A 20,449-nucleotide genomic window follows, 5' to 3' on the forward strand; every position below is an offset into this window, starting at 1 on the left:
GGTGCTCTCCAGTGGGTGTCACGGGCGCGGCGCGTCGTGCTCGATGTAGTGGCGGAGCCGGTTGAGCTCCCGGGGGTCGGTCGTCCTGACACCGTAGGTGCGGTCGGCGGTCACGGGGGTGACCGAGATGTGCCCGTCCCGCAGGAGGGCGGTGGCGTCGGCGTCCCGGACCGTCTCGGTGCAGGCGTCGGCGGGCCGGTGCTCGCAGACGCCGAGGGTGATGGCGAAGCCGTCGGCTCCGGTGGGCTCGTAGGCGTGCCAGACCTCGCGTCCGTGGCCGACGCCGGTCCAGCGGGCGGCCCCGGCGGGACGTCCGGCGGTGACGTCGGGGTAGTCGACCTTGAGCGCGAAGCGGGCGGTGAGCAGGTCCCGGTCGCGGAGCCCGGCGATCAGGCGGGCGCCGAAGTCGGCGGCGGCCCGGTAGCCGGCGAGCGGGAAGTACGCGCCGCTGTCGTCGCCGGCCGAGGAGAAGGCGAGCGCCGGGACGCCCTCCTCCACGGCGGCCAGGGCGGCACCGACCGTGCCGGAGTCGTTGACCTGGGCGCTCACGTTGGGGCCGGAGTTGATGCCGGTCACCACCAGGTCGGGGCCGTCGCTCCAGCCGGCCTTGGCGGCGAGGGCGGCCCGCAGGGCGAGCTTCACGGTGTCGGCGGGCGTGGCGCTCGGGCTGTCCGGGCCGCAGGGCCCGGCGGTCAGGCAGACCCCGTAGACCGGGGAGCCGGACGGCGTGCCGGCGCAGTCGCCGCGGTGGTCCGCGGGCAGCTCGGTGCGGCGGGCCAGGGTGAGGACGCCGTCGTTGCTGACGGCGGTGCCCGCACCGGAGCGCACCTGCCAGGGTGCCATCACCACCACGTCCGCCCCGGCGGCGCAGAGCGCGCGGCGCAGCTCGTACAGGCCGAGGCCGTCGGAGTTCGACGCCTTGGCGGCCCGCATGGAGTCGTCGTTGGTGAGCAGCACCCGCAGGCCGGCCAGCGGGCGGACGGCGGTCCGCTGCTCGGGGGTCCGCGGCTCGGCGGCCGAGGCGCCGGCCGGGGCGGCCAGCACGGCAGCGGCGGCGGCGAGGGCGAGGAGTCTTCGGGCTGGTGCTCGCATGCCGGTGTTCCTTCCGGGGGGGGCGGGCGGTCAGAGGGTGAGGCCGGCGCCGAACGGGAAGACCGGGTCGGCGGTGTCGTGCGGGACGTCGGGGCGGGAGGCCTCGACGGCCGCCATGGAGCGGGGCAGTTCGAAGGGCAGCCGGCCCTCGGCGCGGGCCCGGCCGAAGAGGACGTCGAGCAGTGCGTCGTCGCTCGCGCCGAAGTCGGCGACCAGCGCGGCGGCCCGCTCGGCGATCTCGGGGATGACCGCGGGCCGCTCCAGGTTGATCAGGACGACGGTCGGCACCTCGTCCAGGATCCTGAGGAGTGCGGCGAGTTCGGCCTCCGGGAAGTCCAGGCGGCCGGAGTGGAACATCGACTCGAAGCGGTTGGGGCGGTACTCGTACGGGGTGAACAGCCGCAGCACCGCGAGGTCGGCCTCGGCCGGGGTGGCGACCGGCCGCCCGTAGCGGGAGACCAGGGCGCGGTCCAGGCCCTCGGTGTAGAGCCGGGGGGCCGTGCGAGTGACCGGCAGGGTGCGGTCACGGTTGACCAGGACGGTGAGCGAGCGGCGCTGGGCGGCGGCCCCGGCGGCGCGGAACGCGGCGTTGCCGACGATCTCCTCGGCGGCGTCCGGATCGACGTAGCGCCGGTCGTCGAAGAGCCCGAGGACGAACTTCTCGCGCAGCAGGCGCCGGACCGAGTCGTCGATCCGCTGCTCGGAGATCCGTCCGGAGCGGACGAGTTCGACCACCACCTCGGGGCACTCCTCGCCGCCGAACTGGTCGACGCCGGCGTCCAGTGCCTTGGCCGCGCGCTCGGCGACGGTGAGGTGCTCGACGCCCCAGGCCCGGGCCCGGTGCGGCTCGCCGAAGATCTCGTCGTCGGTGAGCAGCCCCCAGTCGGTGCAGACGACGCCGCCGAAGCCCAGTTCCTCGCGGAGCAGCCCGGTGACCACGCCCCGGTTGAAGCCGAAGCCGACCTCCTCCCAGTCGGTGCCGATCGGCTGGCCGTAGTACGGCATCATCTGCGCGGCGCCGGCCTCGATCGCGGCGCGGAACGGCGCGAGGTGCAGCTCGCGCATCCCGCCGGGGTAGACCTGCTCCTTGCCGTGCGGGAAGTGCGGGTCCTCGCCGTCCTTCTGCGGTCCGCCGCCGGGGAAGTGCTTGACCATGGTGGCCACGCTGTCCGGGCCGAGCCGCTCGCCCTGGAAGCCGCGGATGTAGGCCCGGACGAGTTCGGCGGTGAGCTCGGCGTCGGCGCCGAAGGTGCCCTGCTGGCGGGACCAGCGGGGTTCGGTGGCGAGGTCGATCTGCGGGTGCAGGGCGACCCGCAGGCCGACGGCCAGGTACTCCCGGCGGGCGATGTCGGCGAAGCGGTGGACGAGTTCGGGGTCGCGGACGGCCGCGAGGCCGATCGCCTCGGGCCAGGCGGAGAAGGCGCCGGCCCGGATGGAGGCGCCGATGTTGAGGGTGAAGGAGTGCCGGGGGTCGGTGGAGACGGTGACCGGGATGCCGAGCCGGGTCCCGGCGGCGATCCGCTGCACGGCGTTGTGCCACTCCGCCAGCTGCCGGGGGCCGGCGGTGCCGACCAGGTTGAAGTGGTTCAGCCCCGCGTCGCGGACCAGGCCCGTGGTGTCGGCGGGGAAGTCGGTCCCCTCCCCGTCCGCCGCCTCGACCGGGCGGCCGTCGGGGTGCATCGGGATCATGGTGTGGAAGAGCAGGCCGGCCTTCTCCTCCAGGGTCATCCGGGCGAGCAGGTCGGCGACCCGCTCGTCGACCGGGCGGGCCGGGTCCTGGTAGGGGTGGACGGCGGGGGCGACGGTGTGCACGGGGTGACTCCTGGGTGGTGCGGGTGTGGTGCGGGGGCGGTGCGGATGGCGGCCGGGGTCAGCGGACGCCCTTGATCGGGACCACGGCGAGCGCCCCGACGAGGATGATCAGCGCGCCCACCAGGTAGAGGGCGTCGTAGCCGGCCGCGCCGACGACCAGGGAGGCCACGAAGGGGGCGATGATCTGCGGGCCGGCGTTGGCGATGTTCAGCACGCCGAGGTCGCGGGCCGCGTCGTCGGCGCTCGGCAGCACCAGGGTGACCAGCGCGGTGTCCACCGCCATGTAGCAGCCGAAGGCGATGCCGGCGAGGGCGGTGAAGAGCAGCATCCCGGTCCAGTCCGGCATCAGCACCGGGACCGTCATGGTCACCGCGGCCAGGACGCAGGAGACGGCGATCAGCGGCTTGCGCCGGGCGAACCGGTCGGAGAGCCAGCCGCCGAGGAGGGTGGCGGCCAGGGTGCAGACGGCGTCGACCGGGGCGAGCACGGCCTGGGCGCCGGCCGCGTCCATACCGTCGGGCAGGGTGATGTGGTCCTGGAGGATGTAGTACTGGAACAGCGAGACCGCGAAGAAGCCGAGCATCATCAGGAACCGGCCGATGAAGGCCCAGCGGAAGTCGGCGACCCGCAGCGTGTCGGCGAAGGCGGCCAACTGCCGTCGCAGCGGAACGGGTTCGACGGCCGGCAGGCGCTCCTCCCGCACCAGGGCGACGAACAGCACGGCCACGACGGCGACGGCCGCGCCGAGCACCAGGTAGCCGGTGCCGAGCCCGTCCGGGACGAATCGGGTGGCGAGGGTGACGCCGACGACCGAGCCGATCGGAGTGCCGATGCCGACCATGGCCGAGGCCAGTCCGCGCCGCTCGGCGGGCACCCGGTCGGGCACCACGGCGGTGAGCGCGGCCTGATAGACGTTCATCGCGGCCTGGACCAGGCACCAGACGATGGTGACGAGCAGGATGGTGCGGACCTGGCCGAGCAGCGCGAGGGCCGCGAAGGACGCGAGGCCGCCGCCGAGGATCCACGGGTTGCGGCGCCGGGAGCGGTCGGAGAGCAGTCCAGCGAGCGGGTTGAAGAGGGTCGCGAAGACGGCCGCGACGCCGGAGACCCAGCCGAGGGCCGCGACCTTGCCGTCCGGGTCGACGAGTTCGATCTGGGCGGGCAGCAGCACCTGTCCGATGCCCAGGTAGACGAGGTAGAGCACGGCGTTGCCGAGGGTGAGCATCGGCAGCAGGCGTCCGATGCGGCCGCCGCCGGGGGCCTGGGGCGGGGCCGCCTGGGCTCTCGGGGCGCCGACTGCGCTGTCGGGGGTGGTCATGGCCGGATCTCCTGGACCGCTGGTCCCGTGGGCGGGAGAGGGGGAGTGAGGGAGCCCGGAGGGCGGCGCGGCTCGGCTCCGGCCGGGGCGGGAAAGGGCCGGCCGGGCGGCGGGGGGCGCCGTCTCGGGGTGCGCACCAGAGAACCACGAAACCCGAGTGGGCACTAGGTTTTCATTCTGTGACCCAGGTCACCCTCCCCCGGCCGCCGCGCGCCGGTGGTTAAGGTGGCCTTCATGGACGTCAAGGACGGGCCCGCGGCCCGCGGCACAGGCAGGGGCGCGGCCCGCGGCACCTACGCGGTGGGCGACGAGCGGCGCGCCCGCATCCTGGACGCGGCCGTCGAGCACTTCGCGCAGTGGGGCTTCCACGCCACCTCGCTCGCCAGGATCGCCAAGGACGCCGGCATCACCCAGGGCGGCCTGCTGCACCACTTCCGCACCAAGGAGGCCCTGCTGGTCTCGGTGCTGGAGGCCAGCGACGAGCACGACACCGAGCGCTTCTTCGCCGAGGAATGCGAGAGCGTCGCCGAGTGGTTCCAGCGGCTGCTGGACCTCGCCTCCTACAACAGCCGGCGCCCGGGCCGCACCCGGATGTTCAACGCCCTGGTCGGCGAGTCCGGCGACCCGGAGCACCCGGCGCACGCCTTCTTCACCCGCCGCTACCGCACCCTGGTCACCGACGCCGCCCAGTCGCTGCGTCGCGGCGTGGACGGCGGCGAGCTGCGCCCCGGCACGGACTGCGAGCGCGAGGCGCGCCAGTTGCTGGCGGTCATGGACGGCCTCCAGCTGCAGTGGGTGCTCGCCCCGCAGGCGGTCGACATGACCGCCGAACTGCACGCCTACCTGGACCGGTCGTACCGCGTCCTGAGCACCACCGGCGAGGGCCTGCCGCCGCTCGCGGGCGCGTAGCCGCCCGCCGCGCGCGCCACCGCGCCCAGGCCGGCGGCGGCCGTCGTGGACCGGGACGGCGAGGGAGCGCAGCCCCTCCTCCAGCACCTGGTCCACCAGGGCGTCCCGCCCGCGGGGTCCGGGGCGGCGCCCAGCGAGCCTTATGACAACACCATTGACGTTGAGCGCGGCCCGGCGGTCTGATGGCGGAGGCCCCGACCCTCCCCGCACCCGAAGGAGCCACCGCCATGGCCGACCCCGTCCGCGCACTCCGGGACGCCCAGCCCGTGCCGTTCTGGCTGGACGACCCCGCCCGGCCGCCGGCCGCCTCCGCCCTGGTCGGCGACGTGCGCTGCGACCTGCTCGTGGTGGGCGGCGGCTACAGCGGACTGTGGACCGCGCTGATCGCCAAGGAGCGCGACCCCTCGCTGGACGTCGTCCTGGTCGAGGCGCAGGAGACCGGCTGGGCCGCCTCCGGCCGCAACGGCGGCTTCTGCGAGGCCAGCCTCACCCACGGCCTCGCCAACGGGTACCAGCGCTGGCCCGGCGAGCTCGCCACCCTGGAGCGGCTCGGCGCCGCCAACCTCCGGGCGATGGAGGAGACCGTCCGGCGCCGCGGCATCGACTGCGCCTGGGAGCGCACCGGCTCCCTCGTCGTCGCCACCGAGCCCTACCAGCTCGACGGCCTGCACGAGTTCGCCGGCCTCGCCGCCCGCTACGGCGAGCGGCCCGACTTCCTGGACCGCGAGGCCGTCCGCGCCGAGATCGACTCCCCCACCTTCCTCGGCGCGCTCTGGGACCGCGAGGGCGTCGCCATGCTCAACCCCGCCCGCCTCGCCTGGGGCCTCAAGCGGGCCTGCCTGGAGGAGGGCGTGCGGATCTTCGAGCACACCCGCGCCACCGGCCTGACCGCCTCGCCGCGCGGCATCACCGTCCGCACCCCGTACGGCCGCGTCGGCGCCCGCCGGGTCGCGCTCGCCACCAACGTCTTCCCCTCGCTGCTGCGCCGCCACCGCCCGTACACCGTGCCGGTCTACGACTACGCGCTGATGACCGAGCCGCTGAGCGAGGCGCAGCTCGCCTCCGTCGGCTGGAAGCACCGCCAGGGCTTCTCCGACAGCGCCAACCACTTCCACTACGTCCGGCTCTCCGCCGACAACCGCATCCTGTTCGGCGGCTACGACGTGGTCCACCGCTTCCGCGACGGCGTGCGGGCCGAGCGCGACCAGCGGCCGGAGACCTTCGCCACCCTCGCCCGGCACTTCTTCACGACCTTCCCGCAACTGGAGGGCCTGCGGTTCAGCCACGCCTGGGGCGGGGCGATCGACACCTGCACCCGGTTCAGCGCCTTCTTCGACCTCTCGCACGACGGCCGGGTCGCCCACGCGGCCGGCTTCACCGGGCTGGGCGTGGGCGCCACCCGGTTCGGCGCCGAGGTGATGCTCGACCTCCTTGCCGGCGCCCGTACCGAGCGCACCGCCCTGGAGATGGTCCGCCGCAAGCCGCTGCCGTTCCCGCCCGAGCCGGCCCGCTCGATCGGCATCGGCCTCACCCAGTGGGCCCTCGGCCGCGCCGACGCCGATTCCGGCCGGCGCAATCTGTGGCTGCGCACCCTGGACCGTTTCGGACTCGGTTTCGACAGCTGACGGGAAATCCGCCGGAAGGAATTCCGGAACCGTTTCCGGCCCACGGTACCGGCACCCCGTCGACGCCGCGTATACGCGGCGTACACGCAGGTCAGGGGCGATCGGAGCAGGCCAAATCGGCATGGAATTCCGGACGTCCGACCCTCCGGGGGTGCATTCCGCCCGGCCCCGGACAGCACCATGGAGGCGCGGGAATTCCCCGCGATCACCTCAGCCCGTCCGTTTCCCTCACCGGAGGATGTTTCCCATGCGCACGGCTCTCCGTACGAAGTTCACCCGGTTCCTGGCCGTCCCCGCCGTCGCCGCTGCGGGCGTGGCCCTCGTGACCGCTCCGGCGCACGCCGCCGGAAGCATCACGATCCGCGCCGACAGCGCGGCCGTCGCGGACGCCGGCCGGACGCTGAACGTCTCCGTCACCTACCGGTGCAACCCGGAGTTCTCCCCGGCCAACATCACCGTGGGCGCCACCCAGTCCGCCGTGGGGGGCCAGGGCAAGGTGCTGGGGGTCCCCTGCACCGGCGGCGAACGGACCGTCACCGTCCCGGTGACCGCCACCACCGCCGGCGCCGCGTGGACCACGGGCGACCGGGTGGACCTCGCGCTGTACATCGTCGACCGCGAGATCAACCGCGCCAGGAACTCGGCCTGGCTCAGCGTCAGCTGACGTCCGGTCACTCCGCCGGGGTGTGCCGGTGCGCGGCGGACCGCGCACCGGGACACCCCCAGTCCGGCCCCCTCAGGAGGTCTGCCGCCGGGCGGCGACGACCACCGCGCCCAGCACGCACGCGACGGCGGCGGTGACGTAGGCCAGGTGGTAGCCGGCCAGCTGGTCGTCCCGGGTCGCGGCGACCAGGACCATCACCGCCACGCCCGCGCTGGCACCGATCTGCTGGGTCACCACGTTCACCGCCCCGGCGACGGCGTGCTGCTGCGGCGGCACGCCGGTGAGCCCGGCGGAGGTCATCGAGGGGAAGTTCAGGCCCTGGCCGATGCCGCTGAGCACCAGGCCGGGCAACACGTGCAGCAGGTAGTCGCCGTCGTGCGGGGTGGCCAGCCACAGGCCGGTGCCCACCCCGATCAGCACCAGGCCGACCGCCATCAGGGTGCGCGGGGTGTACCTGGCCAGCAGCCGCCCGGTGGCGAAGTTGGCGGTGAGGAACACGGCCGCGGACATGGGCACCAGCGCCAGGCCGGACTCGAAGGGCGAGTAGTCCAGCATCCCCTGGAGGTACAGCGGCGCGAAGAACAGCATCCCGACCGACCCCATGTACTGGAGGAACGCCGCCAGGCTCGCCGCCCGGACCGAGGCCAGCCGGAAGAGGCCGAGCGGCAGGACCGGGTCGGCGGTGCGCTGTTCCCGCATCACGAACAGCGCAAGGCAGAGCGCGGCGGCGGCGAGCAGCACCCACACCGCCGCGCCGTCACCGCTCACCCCGACGATCAGCAGGGTGAGGCCGAGGGTTCCGGTGACCGCGCCGGGCAGGTCGAGGCTGCCGCTGTGCCCGGCTCCGCCGGGAAGGCCGGCGCGCGTCGCGGCCAGCACCGCGAGGCCGAGCAGCACCGAGAACCACAGCACCGAGCGCCAGCCGAAGAACTGGGTCAGGACGCCGCCCAGCAGCACCCCGCCGCTGAAGCTCGCGGCACCGACCGCCGCGTACACGCTGAAGGCCCGGTTGCGCGCCGGACCGGCCGGAAAGGTCTGGGTGAGCAGGGCCAGCGCGGCCGGCCCCGACAGGGCTGCGCCGATGCCCTGGACGGCGCGGGCGCCCAGCAGCACCGCGGTGCTCGGGGCCAGTGCCCCGACCAGTGCCGAGAGGGTGAACAGGGCGACACCGGCCTCGAACACCTTCCGCCGCCCGAGGACGTCGGCCAGCCGCCCGCCCACCAGCAGGAAGCCGGCGAAGGTGACGGCGTAGGCGGTCATCACCCACTGGAGCGTGCTGTCGCCCAGGTCGAAGCGCGCTCCGACCGACGGCAGGGCCGCGTTGAGCACGCCGAGACCGCTCACGTCCAGGGCGAGCGCCCCGGCCAGGACACCGAGTGCCAGCCCCGGCCTGCGCACCGGGGACCGCTCGGGTAAGGCGCCTTCGACGCCGACTGACGTCACATCAGATTTGTCAACTGCCATGAAGGTCAGCTTGCATGTGCCGATCATCTGGTGTCCAGCCCGCCCTCCTGCCTATGATGCCGGAGCCCGCCCTTCAGGGGGCGTGCGCCTGCCGTCCGCCGAGCAGCGACGGCAGGACGCGCGACGCCGCTGGACCGGGCCACCCTCCCGAACTGCCTTGAGCTCCGACTCCGGCTGCGTGCGGCCGGGCTGTCTTCACGTCGTGTGCGGCTCCTCCAGCTTGCCCGGCTGTCGCACCATGTGCGCGACCCCGCAATCCCCGAAGCTCCCGTTTCCCTCCTGACCGCGATCCCTGCCCATGTCATGCGCACGTTGAACGCCGTCGAACTCCGCCCACCCTTTTGCCATCCGCCCTGCTGAGGGAGTCGCCATGCCCCAAGAACGCGCAGTGCGAGACCTGTCCGCCGTGGCGGACTTCCTGCTTTCCCGCTTCGCCGAGCTGCTGGACCTCTCCCCCTCCTCGGTGGACCGCCGGGCGCCGATGCACCGGTACGGACTGGACTCGCTGAGGTCGGTGTCGCTGGCGGCCTCCCTGTCCGAATTTCTTGGTTGGCAGGTACCTGCCACTTGGATGTGGCAGTATCCGACCGTCGACGGCCTGGCCCGGGCGCTGACCGACGGTCCGGGCGCCGCCGAGCCCGCCCCGGCCGCCACCCGCCGCACGCCCTCGCAGGAGCCCGTCGCGATCGTGGGCATCGGCTGCCGCTTCCCCGGCGGGCCGGACCCGTCCGCCTTCTGGCGGCTGCTGGTCGAGGGCGGCGACGCCGTCGGACCGGTGCCGGCCGCCCGCCGCGAACTGCTCAACGACCGGGTGCGCTGGGGCGGGTTCATCGACGGCATCGACCGCTTCGACCCGCTGTTCTTCGGCATCTCGCCCCGCGAGGCCGTCCAGATGGACCCGCAGCAGCGGCTGGTCCTGGAGCTGTGCTGGGAGGCGCTGGAGGACGCGGGCATCGCGCCGCACAGCCTCGTCGGGAGCGACACCGGCGTGTTCATGGCCTCCTGTTGGGGCGACTACGCCGCGCTGGCGCACTACCGGGGCCCGGACGCCCAGATCACCCCGCACACCGCGACCGGCATGCACGACGGCATCATCGCCAACCGCGTCTCCTACGTCCTCGGCCTGCAGGGCCCGAGCATGGCCATCGACGCCGCCTGCGCCGGCTCGCTGGTCTCGGTGCACGTCGGCTGCCAGTCGATCTGGCTCGGCGAGAGCGACCTGGTGCTGGCCGGCGGCGTCAACCTGAGCTTCGTCTCCGACTACTACACCGCCATGGACGCGATGGGCGCGCTCGCCCCGGACGGCCGCTGCAAGTCCTTCGACGCCCGCGCCAACGGCTACGTGCGCGGCGAGGGCGCCGGCGTGGTGGCGCTCGCCCCGCTGAGCGTGGCGCTGGAGCGCGACCTGCCGGTGTACTGCCTGATCAAGGGCAGTTCCTCCAACAACGACGGCCTGAGCAACGGCATGACGGCGCCGAACCCCCAGGCGCAGGAGAAGATGCTCCGCAGCGCCTACCAGCGCGCCGGCATCGCCCCGCACCTGGTGGACTACATCGAGTGCCACGGCTCCGCGACGCCGCTCGGCGACCCGATCGAGGCCAACGCGATCGGCGCGGTCCTCGGCGGCGGCGAGCGCACCGAACCGCTGCGGCTCGGCTCGGTCAAGTCCAACGTCGGACACCTGGAGGCGGCCGCCGGCATCGTCGGCCTGGTCAAGCTCGCGCTGTCGATGCGCAACGGCGTGCTGCCGCCGAGCCTGCACTACAGCGCGCCGAACCCGCAGATCATGTTCGACGCCTACAACCTCACCGTCCAGGACCGGCTGGCGCCCTGGCCGCGGCGCTCCGACGCCCGCCGGGGCGGCGTCAGCTCGTTCGGGTTCGGCGGCGCGATCTGCCACGTCGCCGTCGAGGAACTGCCGCGCCCCGAGAGCGCGCTGCTGCTGCTGGCCGCGGACTCCCCGCAGGCGCTGGCCGAACGGGCGCTGGCCGTGCGGGACGAGACCGACCTGCGGGCGCTCTGCCGCCGCACGCCCGGCGACGGCGCCTTCCGGCTCGCGGCCGCCGCCCAGGACATGGCCGAACTGCGGACCCGACTCGATGCCTTCGCCGCCGGGGCGCCGGCCCCCGGACTGAGCTCCGGGGAGAACACCGGACGCCGGCCGAGGGTGGCGTTCCTGTTCTCCGGCAACGGCTCGCAGTGGGTGGGCATGGGCCGGCAACTGCTGGCCGGCCTGCCGGTGTTCCGCCGCTCGATGATGAAGTCCGACCGGCGGATGCGCGAACTGCTGGGCTTCTCGCTCGTCGAGCACCTGCTCTCCCCCGACGGCCGCCTCGACGACATGGACGTCTTCCAGCCGCTGCTGTTCTCGATGCAGGTCGCGCTGACCGAGGCCTGGCGCTCGCTGGGCGTCGAGCCGGACGTCGTCCTCGGCCAGAGCGTCGGCGAGTTCGCCGCCTCGCACGTCGCCGGCGCGCTCGACTTCGACGACGCCTCCCTGCTCGCCGCGCACCACGGCCGGCTCCTCCAGCAGCTCGCCGTCGGACGCGGCGAGGGCATCGTGGTCATGACGCCGGCGGACGACGTCCGGCCGTACCTGACCGGCCGGCTCACCGTCTCCGGCCGCAACGGCCTCACCTCCACCCTGGTCACCGGCACCCCCGAGGAGATCGACGCCCTCGTCCGGCGGCTGACCGACGAGGGCGTCACCACCCACCGGGTGCGGATGGGCCACGCCCCGCACTCCCCGCTGGTCGACCACGTCCTCGCGCCGCTGAAGCTCGAACTCGACGGCATCCGGCCCCGGACCACCCGCATCCCGATGATCTCGACGGTCACCGGCGAGGCCGTCGACGGCGCGGAGCTCGGGCCCGACTACTGGGCCGACAACCTGCGCCGGGAGATCCGGATGGTCGACGCCCTGACGGCGCTGCGCGACCACGCCGTCGACGCGGTGGTCGAGATCAGCCCGCACCCCGTACTGCTCAAGTCGGTGTCGGAGATCCTGCCGGCGACCACCCTGCCCTCGCTGCGGCGCGGCGCCGACGAGGCCGCCGTCCTGCTCGGCTCGCTCGGCGCGCTGTACACGGCCGGGCTGCCCGTCGCCGCCCACCCGTTCCTCGCGGGCGACCGGGGCCGGCACACCGCGCCGGGCCACGCCGAGCCCGCCGACGGCGGCCAGGCGCACCTGGTCACCGTCTCGGCCCGCACGCCGGAGGCGCTGACCGACACCTGCCGCGAGCTGTCCAACCACGTGGAACGCGACCCCGGCCTGCGGGTCGCCGACCTCGCCTACACGCTCACCGCCCGGCGCAGCCACCACAACCACCGGATCGCCCTGCTGGCCCGCGGCCGGCAGGACGTCCTGGACGGCCTCGCCCGGGTCGCCGCCGGCCAGTCCCACCCGGACGTCCTCACGGGCACCGCCTCCGGCGCCGCCGACCGGCGGGTGGCCCTGGTGTTCTCCGGCGGCGGCACCCAGTGGGTCGGCATGGGCCGCGAACTCCTGCGCAGCCACGCCGGTTTCCGCACCTGGATGAACGCCTGCGACGCCGCCGTGCGCGCGGCCGGCGGCTGCTCGGTGCTCGACCACCTCGCCGCCCCGGCCGAGGAGGCCCGGTACGAGGAGATGGACTTCCAGCAGCCCGTGCTGTTCGCCCTCCAGGTCTCGCTGGCGAAGGTCTGGCTCGGCCTCGGCATCGAGCCGGCCGCCGTGGTCGGGCACAGCCTGGGCGAGGTCGCGGCCGCCTGCGTGGCCGGCGCGCTGTCGCTGGAGGACGCCGCGCGCGTCGTGGTCGCCCGCTCGCACCTGCTCGAACGCAAGGCCGCCGCGGGCGCCATGATCGCGGTGGACCTGCCGGAGGCTCAGTTGCGGCCGCGGCTCGCCCCGTACGCGGCGCACGCGGCGATCGCCGTGGTCAACAGCCCCACCAGCGCGGCGGTCTCCGGCTCGCCCGAGGCCGTCGACGCGCTGGAGGCCGACCTCCTGCGGGACGGGATCTCGGTGCGCCGGATCCGGGTCGAACGGCCGGTGCACAGCCCCGGCATGGACCCGCTGCTCCAGCCGCTGCGCGAGAGCATCGAGGGCATCACCCCGCTCACCCCGGCCATCCCCTTCCACTCCACGGCGCTGGCCGACACCGTGGACCCCGTCACCGACGTCGACTACTGGGTGCACAACCTTCGCAACCAGGTCCGGTTCGCCGAGGCGATCGCCGCGCTGGCCGACCGGGGCATCGGCACCTTCGTCGAGATCGGCCCGCACGAGACGCTGCGCGGCGCGGTCGAGGAGATCGCGCTGAGCCGCGGCGCCCGGGTGCACGCGGTCAACTCGCTGCGGCGGGGCGAGAGCGACGTCCGCTGCCTGCTGGGTGCCGTCGCCTCGCTGTACGTCCGGGGACTGCCGCTGGCCTTCGACGCGCTGTTCGCCGACGACGTCGAGCTCGTGGAGACCCCGCTCGTCCAGTGGCAGAAGGAGCGCTACTGGATCGACACCGAGCCGCACCGCGCGCCCGCGCCCTCGCCCGTGCCCGCTCCGGCCGTCGAGGCGGCGGTGGCGCCCGTCCCCCAGGCCGCTCCCGTGGCGGCGGTGCGGAGCCGGCCGCTGGAGGAGGTCGTGCTCGCCGAACTCGCCGACGCGCTGGGCGTGCCGGTGAGCCGGTTCGACGCCGGCGCCGCGCTGCGGGACTTCGGGCTGGACTCGATGCTGGCGATCCGTCTGGTCAACCGGATGCAGGCGCTGTTCGGGCACCGGGTCTCGCCGGTGGTGTTCCTGGACGGCCGGAGCATCGCCGAGGTCGTCGGCCACTTCGCCGAGCTCACCGGCGGCCCGGCCGCACCGGCCCCGGCCCCTGAGCCCGTGCCCGCACCCGTGTCCGTGCCCGCGCGCACCTCCCCCGACGAGCTGTCCGAACTCTCCGAGCTGTCCGAGCTCGACGCCGAGGAACTGCTGGACGAACTGGACGCCCGCGGCCTGCTGGAGGCCACCGACGCCCCGGCCCTGGAGCAGCTGCGCGCCGGGGGCCTCGGCCTGCGGCTCGCCCCGGCCTCGCACGGCCAGGCCTCGCTCTGGTTCATGCAGATGGTCGCGCCGGACGCCGTGCCCTACAACTTCATGGTCACCGCCCGGATCCGCACCACGGTCGACGAGAAGGCCCTGGAGCGCGCCGTACGGGCCGTGCTGCACCGGCACCCCGCGCTGCGCACCCTCTTCGTGGAGGCGGGCGGCCACCCCTACCAGGTCGTCCTGGACGAGCCGGAGTACGAGTTCCTCGTCGTCGACAGCTCCGGCCTGGACGACGAACAGGCCCGCGAGGAGCTGGCCCGCCACGGCCACCGGCCGCTCGACCTGGACAACGGCCCTCTCGTGCGGATCGTCCTGATGCGGCGCGGACCGGCCGACCACTACCTGCTGGTGCTCGTCCACCACATCGCCTCGGACGCGGCCTCGGCGGACGTGATGATCCGTGAGCTCCAGGAGTTCTACCAGGGAGCCGACCCCGCCGGACGCGCACCGGCCGCCCCGTACACCGAGTTCGTCGCCTGGGAGCGGCAGTGGCTGGCCGGACCGGCGGCCGGCGCGGCGCTGGACTGGTGGTCGCGGCGGCTGGCCGACCCGCCCGCCCGCCTCGACCTGTCCGGCAAGGAGCGGCCGCCGGGCGTCACCTACGAGGGCCGCGACCTCGCGTTCCGCTGGAGCGCCGAGGAGACCCGGCGGCTGCGGGAGTTCGCGGTGCGCGAGGGCGTGTCGGTCAGCACCGTCGTGCTGGCCGGGTTCTTCGCCACCCTCAACCGCGCGGTCGGCACCGAGGACGCGGTGCTGGCCACCGCCATCGCCCAGCGCTCCGAACCCGGCTGGGAGTCGGCGGTCGGCTACTACCTCAACACCGTGCTGGTCCGGGCGAACCCGGCCGCCGACCGGAGTTTCCGCGACCTGCTGCGCGAGGTCCACGCCTTCTCGCTCGGTCTTCTGGAGCACATGAACTACCCGCTCGACCTGCTGGCCTCCCAGCTGAAGCCGCCGCGTGCCGAGGGCCGCTCCCCGTGGTTCGACGTGGTGGTGAACTGGCTGTCCTCGGACGCCTTCCCGCGTTCCGTCAAGCTCTTCCACGGCGTCGGCGAGACGCTCACCCCCGACGGCGCGCTGCCGCTCGAACCGCTCCAGGTGCGCCGGCACCTCGCCAAGTTCGACCTGGAGATCTCGATGGCCGACATCGACGGCAAGGTGGCCGGCCACGTCCAGTTCAAACCGAGCTACCTGGAGCGGCACACCGTGACGGCGCTGCTCGCGCTCTACCGCACGGTGCTCTTCGACTCGATCGCCCACCCCGACCTGGCCCTCGGCGCCGTCGCGCCGGCCGGCCTCCCCGAGGAGACGGACCAGTGACCGAAACCCTGCACTCCGAGTTCGTCGCGCAAGCGGTCAAGAACCCCGACGCGATCGCGGTCTACTCCGACGCCGGCGTCCTGACGTACGGCGAACTGGACGAGCGGTCCCGGGTGCTGGCCGAGCGGCTGGCCGCCGACGGCGCGGGCCCCGGCGTCCCGGTCGGCATCTGCGTCGAGCGCACCCCCGACCTGCTGGTCGGCATCCTGGCGGCCCTGCGCACCGGCGCCTGCTACCTGCCGCTGGACCCGAACTACCCGGCCGACCGGCTGGGCTTCATGGTCCAGGACAGCGGGACCCGCCTGCTGCTCAGCACGCCCGCGTCCCGGGCCAGTTGCCCGCCCGGCCCGACCGTGGTCGTGCTGGGGGACACCGTGACCACCGAGCCCGGCGCGCGGCCGGTGGCGGTCGTGCCCGAGGACACCGCGTACATCATCTACACCTCGGGATCCACCGGCCGCCCCAAGGGCGTGGCCGTGCGGCACGGCAGTTGCGTGGCGCTGCTCGCCGAGATGGACCGGGTCCTGGAGGGCTGCGACCTGAGCGGGGTCTCGGCGGCGAGCTCGGTCTGCTTCGACATGTCCGTGATGGAGGTCTTCAACACGCTCTGCCACGGCGGCGCCGTCGTGCTGGTCGAGAGCGCGGTGCACCTGGCGGAGAGCCGGTACGCCGACCGGATCACCCATCTGAACGTCGTCCCGTCGGTCATGAACAGCCTGCTCGACGCCGGGGCCCTGCCCCCGAACGTGCGCTCGATCGTCTTCGGCGGCGAGGCGCTGCGCCGCAAGCTGGTCGACCGGGCCTACCGGGAGACCGCCGCCCTCCGGGTGTTCAACGCCTACGGCCCCACCGAGGGAACCGTCCTCTGCTCCTTCGGGCCGGTGCCCGAGGACGGCACCGACGATCCGACGATCGGGCCGCCGACCACCACCGACCGGATCTACGTGCTCGACGGGAACCTGCGGCCGCTGCCCGCCGGCGAGCCCGGCGAGCTCTACCTGGGCGGCGCCGGCCTGGCGCACGGCTACGTCAACCGGCCGCGCACCACGGCCGAGCGCTTCGTGCCGGACCCGTTCCGCAGCGGCGAGCGGATGTACCGCACCGGCGACCTCGTCCGGTTCACCGAGGACGGCGAGCTGCGCTTCCTCGGCCGCACCGACCACCAGGTCAAGCTGCGCGGCTACCGGATCGAACTGGAGGAGGTCGAGGCCCGGCTGACCGGCTGCCCCGAGGTGCGGGAGGCCGCCGCCGTCGTCCGCGGCAACCGGCTCGTCGGCTACGTCGTGCCGGCGGGCGAGGACGCGCCGCAGGACGGCCCCCGGCTGGACGCCGCGCTGCAGAGCGCCATCACCGGCCGGCTCGCCGTCGGGCTGCCGGAGTACATGGTCCCGGCGACCGTGGTCTTCCTGGCCGCGCTGCCGCTGGGGCCGGGCGGGAAGCTCGACCGCAACGCGCTCCCCGAGCCGCCGGCCGCCGGCACCGGCGGGCCCGTGACGCTCGCCGCCACGCCGACCGAGGTGGCCCTGTCGGAGATCTGGGGCCAGCTGCTCGACCTCGAACCGACCGCCATCGACGTGCAGTCCGCCTTCTACGACCTCGGCGGCGACTCGCTGCTGCTGGTCCGTCTCGCCCGGCTGATGACCCGGCGCTTCGGGCGGCGGGTCCGGGTGCCCGACCTGTTCAGCTTCCGCGACATCGCCTCCCTCGCCCGCTGGCTCGACGACGAGAGCGACGCGGCCCCCGAGGTGGTCCAGTCGGCCCGCGTGCGCGCCAACGCCCGCCGGGCCGCGCTGCGCGGCCGGGGCGGCGGCGCCACCGGCCGCTGAGCCGCCCGAGCCGCCGAGCCGCCGAGCCGCCGAGCCGCCCACCCTCCCTCCACACCCCCAGGAGTCTTCCCATGACCGACAGTCCCGAGCAGGAGTACGACCCGGGCGACGTGGCCGTGATCGGCATGTCGCTGCGGGCCCCCGGCGCCCGCACCAAGGAGCAGTTCTGGGACAACCTCGTGCACGGCCGGGAGTCCATCACCTTCCTGGCCAAGGACGACATCCACGTCGACGAGACCCTGATCCACAGCCCGTTCTACGTGCGCGCCTGCGGCGTGCTCGACACCTACGACCAGTTCGACCCCTCGGTGTTCGGCATCAGCGACCGGATGGCCGCCGCGATGACCCCGGAGAACCGGCTCTTCCTGGAGAGCGCCTGGGAGACGCTGGAGGACGGCGGCTACGACCCGGACCGGCTGAAGGCCGAGATCGGCATGTACGGCGCCAACAACCCGCAGACCGCCGCGCTCTACAGCTCCCCGCCGGACCGGGTGTCGGTCGGTCCCGAGGCGATCGAGGCCAGCCTGGCCTGGTCGCCGGACACCATGACCTCCAACGCCCTCTACTACATGGGCCTCACCGGCGAGGCGGTCACCGTCGCCGCGGTCTGCGCGGGCTTCCACTACGCGGTGCACCTGGCCTGCCAGTCGCTCCTGCTGGGCCAGACCGACCTGGCGATCGCCGGCGGCGCGATGGTGCGGCTGCCGCACCCCCGCGGCCACCTGTGGGAGGAGAACCGCATCCTGTCCAAGGACGGCCACTGCCGCCCGTTCGACGCGCACGGCACCGGCACCGCGCTGTCCAGCGGGGTGGTCACCGTCCTGCTGAAGCCGCTCGGCCGGGCCGTCGCCGACCGCGACCACGTCTACGCCGTGGTCAAGGGCTCGGCCGTCAACAACAACGGGGTCAGCGCGATGGCGTACGGCCTGGCCCAGCCCGAGCGGCTGAGCGCCTGCATCGCCAACGCGATGGAGGTCGGCGGCGTCACCCCGGACACCGTCTCCATGTACGAGGCCAACGGCCTCGGCATGCCGATGACCGACGAACTGGAGGTGCACGCGGCGAGCATGGCGTTCGGCAAGCAGACCGCGACCACCTCGATCGGCGGGGTCAAGGGCAACGTCGGCCACGGCGGCGTGGTGTCGGGCGGCTTCGGCGCCGTCAAGGCCGCGCTGTCGCTGTACCACCGCACGCTCCCGGCGACCATCAACCTGACCGAGGTCAACCCCGACCTCGACTTCCCCGCCACCCCCTTCGTCCCGCAGCTCGAAGGGGCGGACTGGGAGCCGGAGGCCGGGATCCGCCGCGCCGGCATCACCTCGATCGGCGGCGGCGGCTACAACGCGCACCTGCTGCTGGAGGAGGCACCGGCGGCCGCCGGGCGCGCGCCCGAGGACACCGGCCGGCCGAGGCTGGCCACCCTGTCCGCACTGGACGACGAGGCGCTGGCACGGCAGCGCGCGCGGCTGAAGGAGCGGCTGGAGGCCGACCCCTCGCTGCGGCTGGACGACGTCTGCTTCAGCCTCAACCTCGGCCGCAAGGTGATGCCCCGCCGCTGGGCGGCCGTGGTCCGCACCCGCGCGGAGCTGATCGCGGCGCTGGCCGACGAGGCCGGCGGCCCCGTCACCACGACCGCCGCCGCCCCGGCCACCGACCCCGGCGCCTTCACCCGCACCGAGCGGGGCATCGTGCCCGCGGGCCCGGACGCACCGGCGCTGGCCGGGCTGGCCGCCGCCTGGGTGACCGGTCAGCAGGTGGACTTCGAGGCCCTGCACCGCGGGGAGGCCAGCCACCGCGTACCGCTGCCCGCCTATCCGTTCCGGCCCCGCCGCTTCTGGCGCACGGACTGGTGACCATGGGCACCCCGGCACTGGACACGGTGGACCTGGGCGACCCGGCCACCTTCGCGGACCACGACCTCGGCGGGTTCTGGCGCACCCTGCGGGACACCGCCCCGCTGCACCACAACCCGCCCGCCGACGGCCGGCCCGGCTTCTGGGTGCTCTCCCGTCACGAGGACATCCTGGCCGCCTACCGGGACAACGTGAACCTCACCTCCCAGCGCGGCAACGTCCTGGTCACCCTGCTGGAGGGCGGCGACGCCGGCGCGGGCCGGATGCTGGCCGTCACCGACGGGCACCGGCACCTGGAGCTGCGCAAGATCCTCCAGCGGGTGCTCTCGCCGCGCGTGCTCGACCAGGTCGCGCTCACCGTCCGCGCCAACACCCGGCGGTGGATCCGCGAGGCCGTCGAGTCCGGCGGCTGCGACTTCGCGGAGCGGATCGCCGGCCGGATCCCGATGACCACCATCTCGAACCTGCTCGGCGTGCCCGAGCAGGACCGGGAGTACCTGCTCAGCCTCACCAGGACCGCGCTGTCGGCCGACGACGAGTCCATCGACGAGGTCGACTCCGAGATGGCCCGCAACGAGATCCTGATGTACTTCATGGACGTCGTCGAGGAGCGCCGCGAGTCGCCGGGCGAGGACGTGATCAGCATGCTGATCGGCAGCTCCATCGACGGCGTCCCGCTCTCCGACGAGGACGTGGTGCTCAACTGCTACAGCCTCATCATCGGGGGCGACGAGACCAGCCGGCTGACGATGATCGACTGCGTGCGCACCCTCGCGCGGCAGCCCGGGGAGTGGCACCGGCTCAAGCACGGCGAGGTGGCGGTGGAGACCGCCGTCGAGGAGGTGCTGCGCTGGGCCTCGCCCACCATGCACTTCGGGCGCAGCGTCGAGCGCGAGACGGAGCTGCACGGCGTACGGCTGCGCCCGGGCGAGATCGTCACGCTCTGGCACGCCTCCGCCAACCGGGACGAGCGGGTCTTCCCGCGGCCCGAGGTGTTCGACCTCGGCCGCACCCCCAACAAGCACCTGGCCTTCGGCTTCGGCCCGCACTTCTGCCTCGGCTCGTACCTGGCCAAGGTGGAGATCGCCGAACTCCTCAAGGCGCTGCGGGACTTCACCACCGGGTTCGAGCAGAGCGGCGAGGCGCTGCCGATCCGCTCCAACTTCCTGACCGGGTTCTCCACCCTGCCGGTGCGGTTCCACCCCGATCACTCCGGACTGAAAGAGGTCGACCGATGAGCGGCAACCCCTTCGAGGACGGCGAGGGCGACTGGCTGGTCGTGCTGAACGCCGACGGGCACCACGCGCTGTGGCGGCCGTTCCTGGGCCTGCCGGAGGGCTGGCGCACGGTCCACCGCGGCCCCGACCGCGACGGCGCCCTCGACTACGTCGAGCGGCACGCGTCCACGCTGCCGGGCACGCCCGCGGCCTGAGGCCGACCCGGCACCCGAGCGCGACCAGCCGACGGGCTGACCAGCCGACCAGCCACCGCAGGAGGACGG

Annotated in this window: 12 protein-coding genes; 8 read left to right on the forward strand and 4 right to left on the reverse strand. The window is 74.0% G+C overall.

What is annotated here, in order from left to right; translation table 11 throughout:
• Positions 1-18 precede the first annotated feature (18 nt).
• From surE to ABT238_RS17820, 3 genes are read right to left on the reverse strand one after another with little or no spacing between them, the layout of a single operon-like run.
• Complete coding sequence (gene surE, locus ABT238_RS17810; protein ID WP_350763643.1) at positions 19-1,092, reverse strand: 5'/3'-nucleotidase SurE; 1,074 nt, start codon at positions 1,090-1,092, stop codon at positions 19-21.
• Between the two features lie 30 nt (positions 1,093-1,122).
• Complete coding sequence (locus ABT238_RS17815) at positions 1,123-2,904, reverse strand: glycoside hydrolase family 3 protein (RefSeq protein ID WP_350568829.1); 1,782 nt, start codon at positions 2,902-2,904, stop codon at positions 1,123-1,125.
• 58 nt (positions 2,905-2,962) lie between these two features.
• The gene (locus ABT238_RS17820) at positions 2,963-4,222 is read right to left on the reverse strand and encodes an MFS transporter (RefSeq protein WP_350568831.1); all 1,260 of its coding nucleotides are present in this window, start codon (positions 4,220-4,222) and stop codon (positions 2,963-2,965) included.
• Between the two features lie 234 nt (positions 4,223-4,456).
• Between ABT238_RS17820 and ABT238_RS17825 the strand changes: the two genes are divergently transcribed.
• The 3 genes from ABT238_RS17825 to ABT238_RS17835 all read left to right on the forward strand — a co-directional run bounded on the left by ABT238_RS17825 (position 4,457) and on the right by ABT238_RS17835 (position 7,420).
• Positions 4,457-5,131: a TetR/AcrR family transcriptional regulator gene (locus ABT238_RS17825; protein ID WP_350568833.1), complete on the forward strand. Its 675-nt coding sequence runs from the start codon at positions 4,457-4,459 to the stop codon at positions 5,129-5,131.
• Positions 5,132-5,358: 227 nt separating this feature from the next.
• Complete coding sequence (locus ABT238_RS17830) at positions 5,359-6,756, forward strand: NAD(P)/FAD-dependent oxidoreductase (protein WP_350763675.1); 1,398 nt, start codon at positions 5,359-5,361, stop codon at positions 6,754-6,756.
• Positions 6,757-7,003: 247 nt separating this feature from the next.
• The gene (locus tag ABT238_RS17835; RefSeq protein ID WP_350568836.1) at positions 7,004-7,420 is read left to right on the forward strand and encodes a hypothetical protein; all 417 of its coding nucleotides are present in this window, start codon (positions 7,004-7,006) and stop codon (positions 7,418-7,420) included.
• Positions 7,421-7,492: 72 nt separating this feature from the next.
• Here ABT238_RS17835 and ABT238_RS17840 read toward each other — a convergent pair whose 3' ends face one another.
• Positions 7,493-8,863 (reverse strand): MFS transporter, encoded by a 1,371-nt coding sequence (locus ABT238_RS17840; RefSeq protein WP_350763684.1) that lies wholly within the window; start codon positions 8,861-8,863, stop codon positions 7,493-7,495.
• A gap of 391 nt (positions 8,864-9,254) precedes the next feature.
• On the opposite strand from ABT238_RS17840, the gene ABT238_RS17845 reads away from it, so the two are divergent.
• The 5 genes from ABT238_RS17845 to ABT238_RS17865 all read left to right on the forward strand — a co-directional run bounded on the left by ABT238_RS17845 (position 9,255) and on the right by ABT238_RS17865 (position 20,380).
• Positions 9,255-15,269, forward strand: a complete 6,015-nt coding sequence (locus ABT238_RS17845) for an acyltransferase domain-containing protein (RefSeq protein ID WP_350763694.1) — start codon at positions 9,255-9,257, stop codon at positions 15,267-15,269.
• Positions 15,266-17,095 carry a non-ribosomal peptide synthetase gene (locus ABT238_RS17850; protein ID WP_350763700.1) on the forward strand — a complete coding sequence of 610 codons (1,830 nt, stop codon included), beginning with the start codon at positions 15,266-15,268 and terminating at the stop codon, positions 17,093-17,095. The genes ABT238_RS17845 and ABT238_RS17850 overlap by 4 nt, the downstream gene beginning before the upstream one ends.
• Before the next feature lie 71 nt (positions 17,096-17,166).
• The gene (locus tag ABT238_RS17855) at positions 17,167-18,948 is read left to right on the forward strand and encodes a beta-ketoacyl synthase N-terminal-like domain-containing protein (RefSeq protein WP_350763705.1); all 1,782 of its coding nucleotides are present in this window, start codon (positions 17,167-17,169) and stop codon (positions 18,946-18,948) included.
• Positions 18,945-20,186: a cytochrome P450 gene (locus ABT238_RS17860; protein WP_350568844.1), complete on the forward strand. Its 1,242-nt coding sequence runs from the start codon at positions 18,945-18,947 to the stop codon at positions 20,184-20,186. Before ABT238_RS17855 ends, ABT238_RS17860 begins: the two co-directional genes overlap by 4 nt.
• Positions 20,183-20,380, forward strand: coding sequence for an MbtH family NRPS accessory protein (locus ABT238_RS17865; protein WP_350763738.1), 198 nt, complete (start codon positions 20,183-20,185; stop codon positions 20,378-20,380). Before ABT238_RS17860 ends, ABT238_RS17865 begins: the two co-directional genes overlap by 4 nt.
• Positions 20,381-20,449: the final 69 nt, after the last annotated feature.

The sequence above is a fragment of the Kitasatospora sp. NPDC001527 genome, from assembly GCF_040298605.1.
Taxonomy (GTDB): Bacteria; Actinomycetota; Actinomycetes; order Streptomycetales; family Streptomycetaceae; genus Kitasatospora.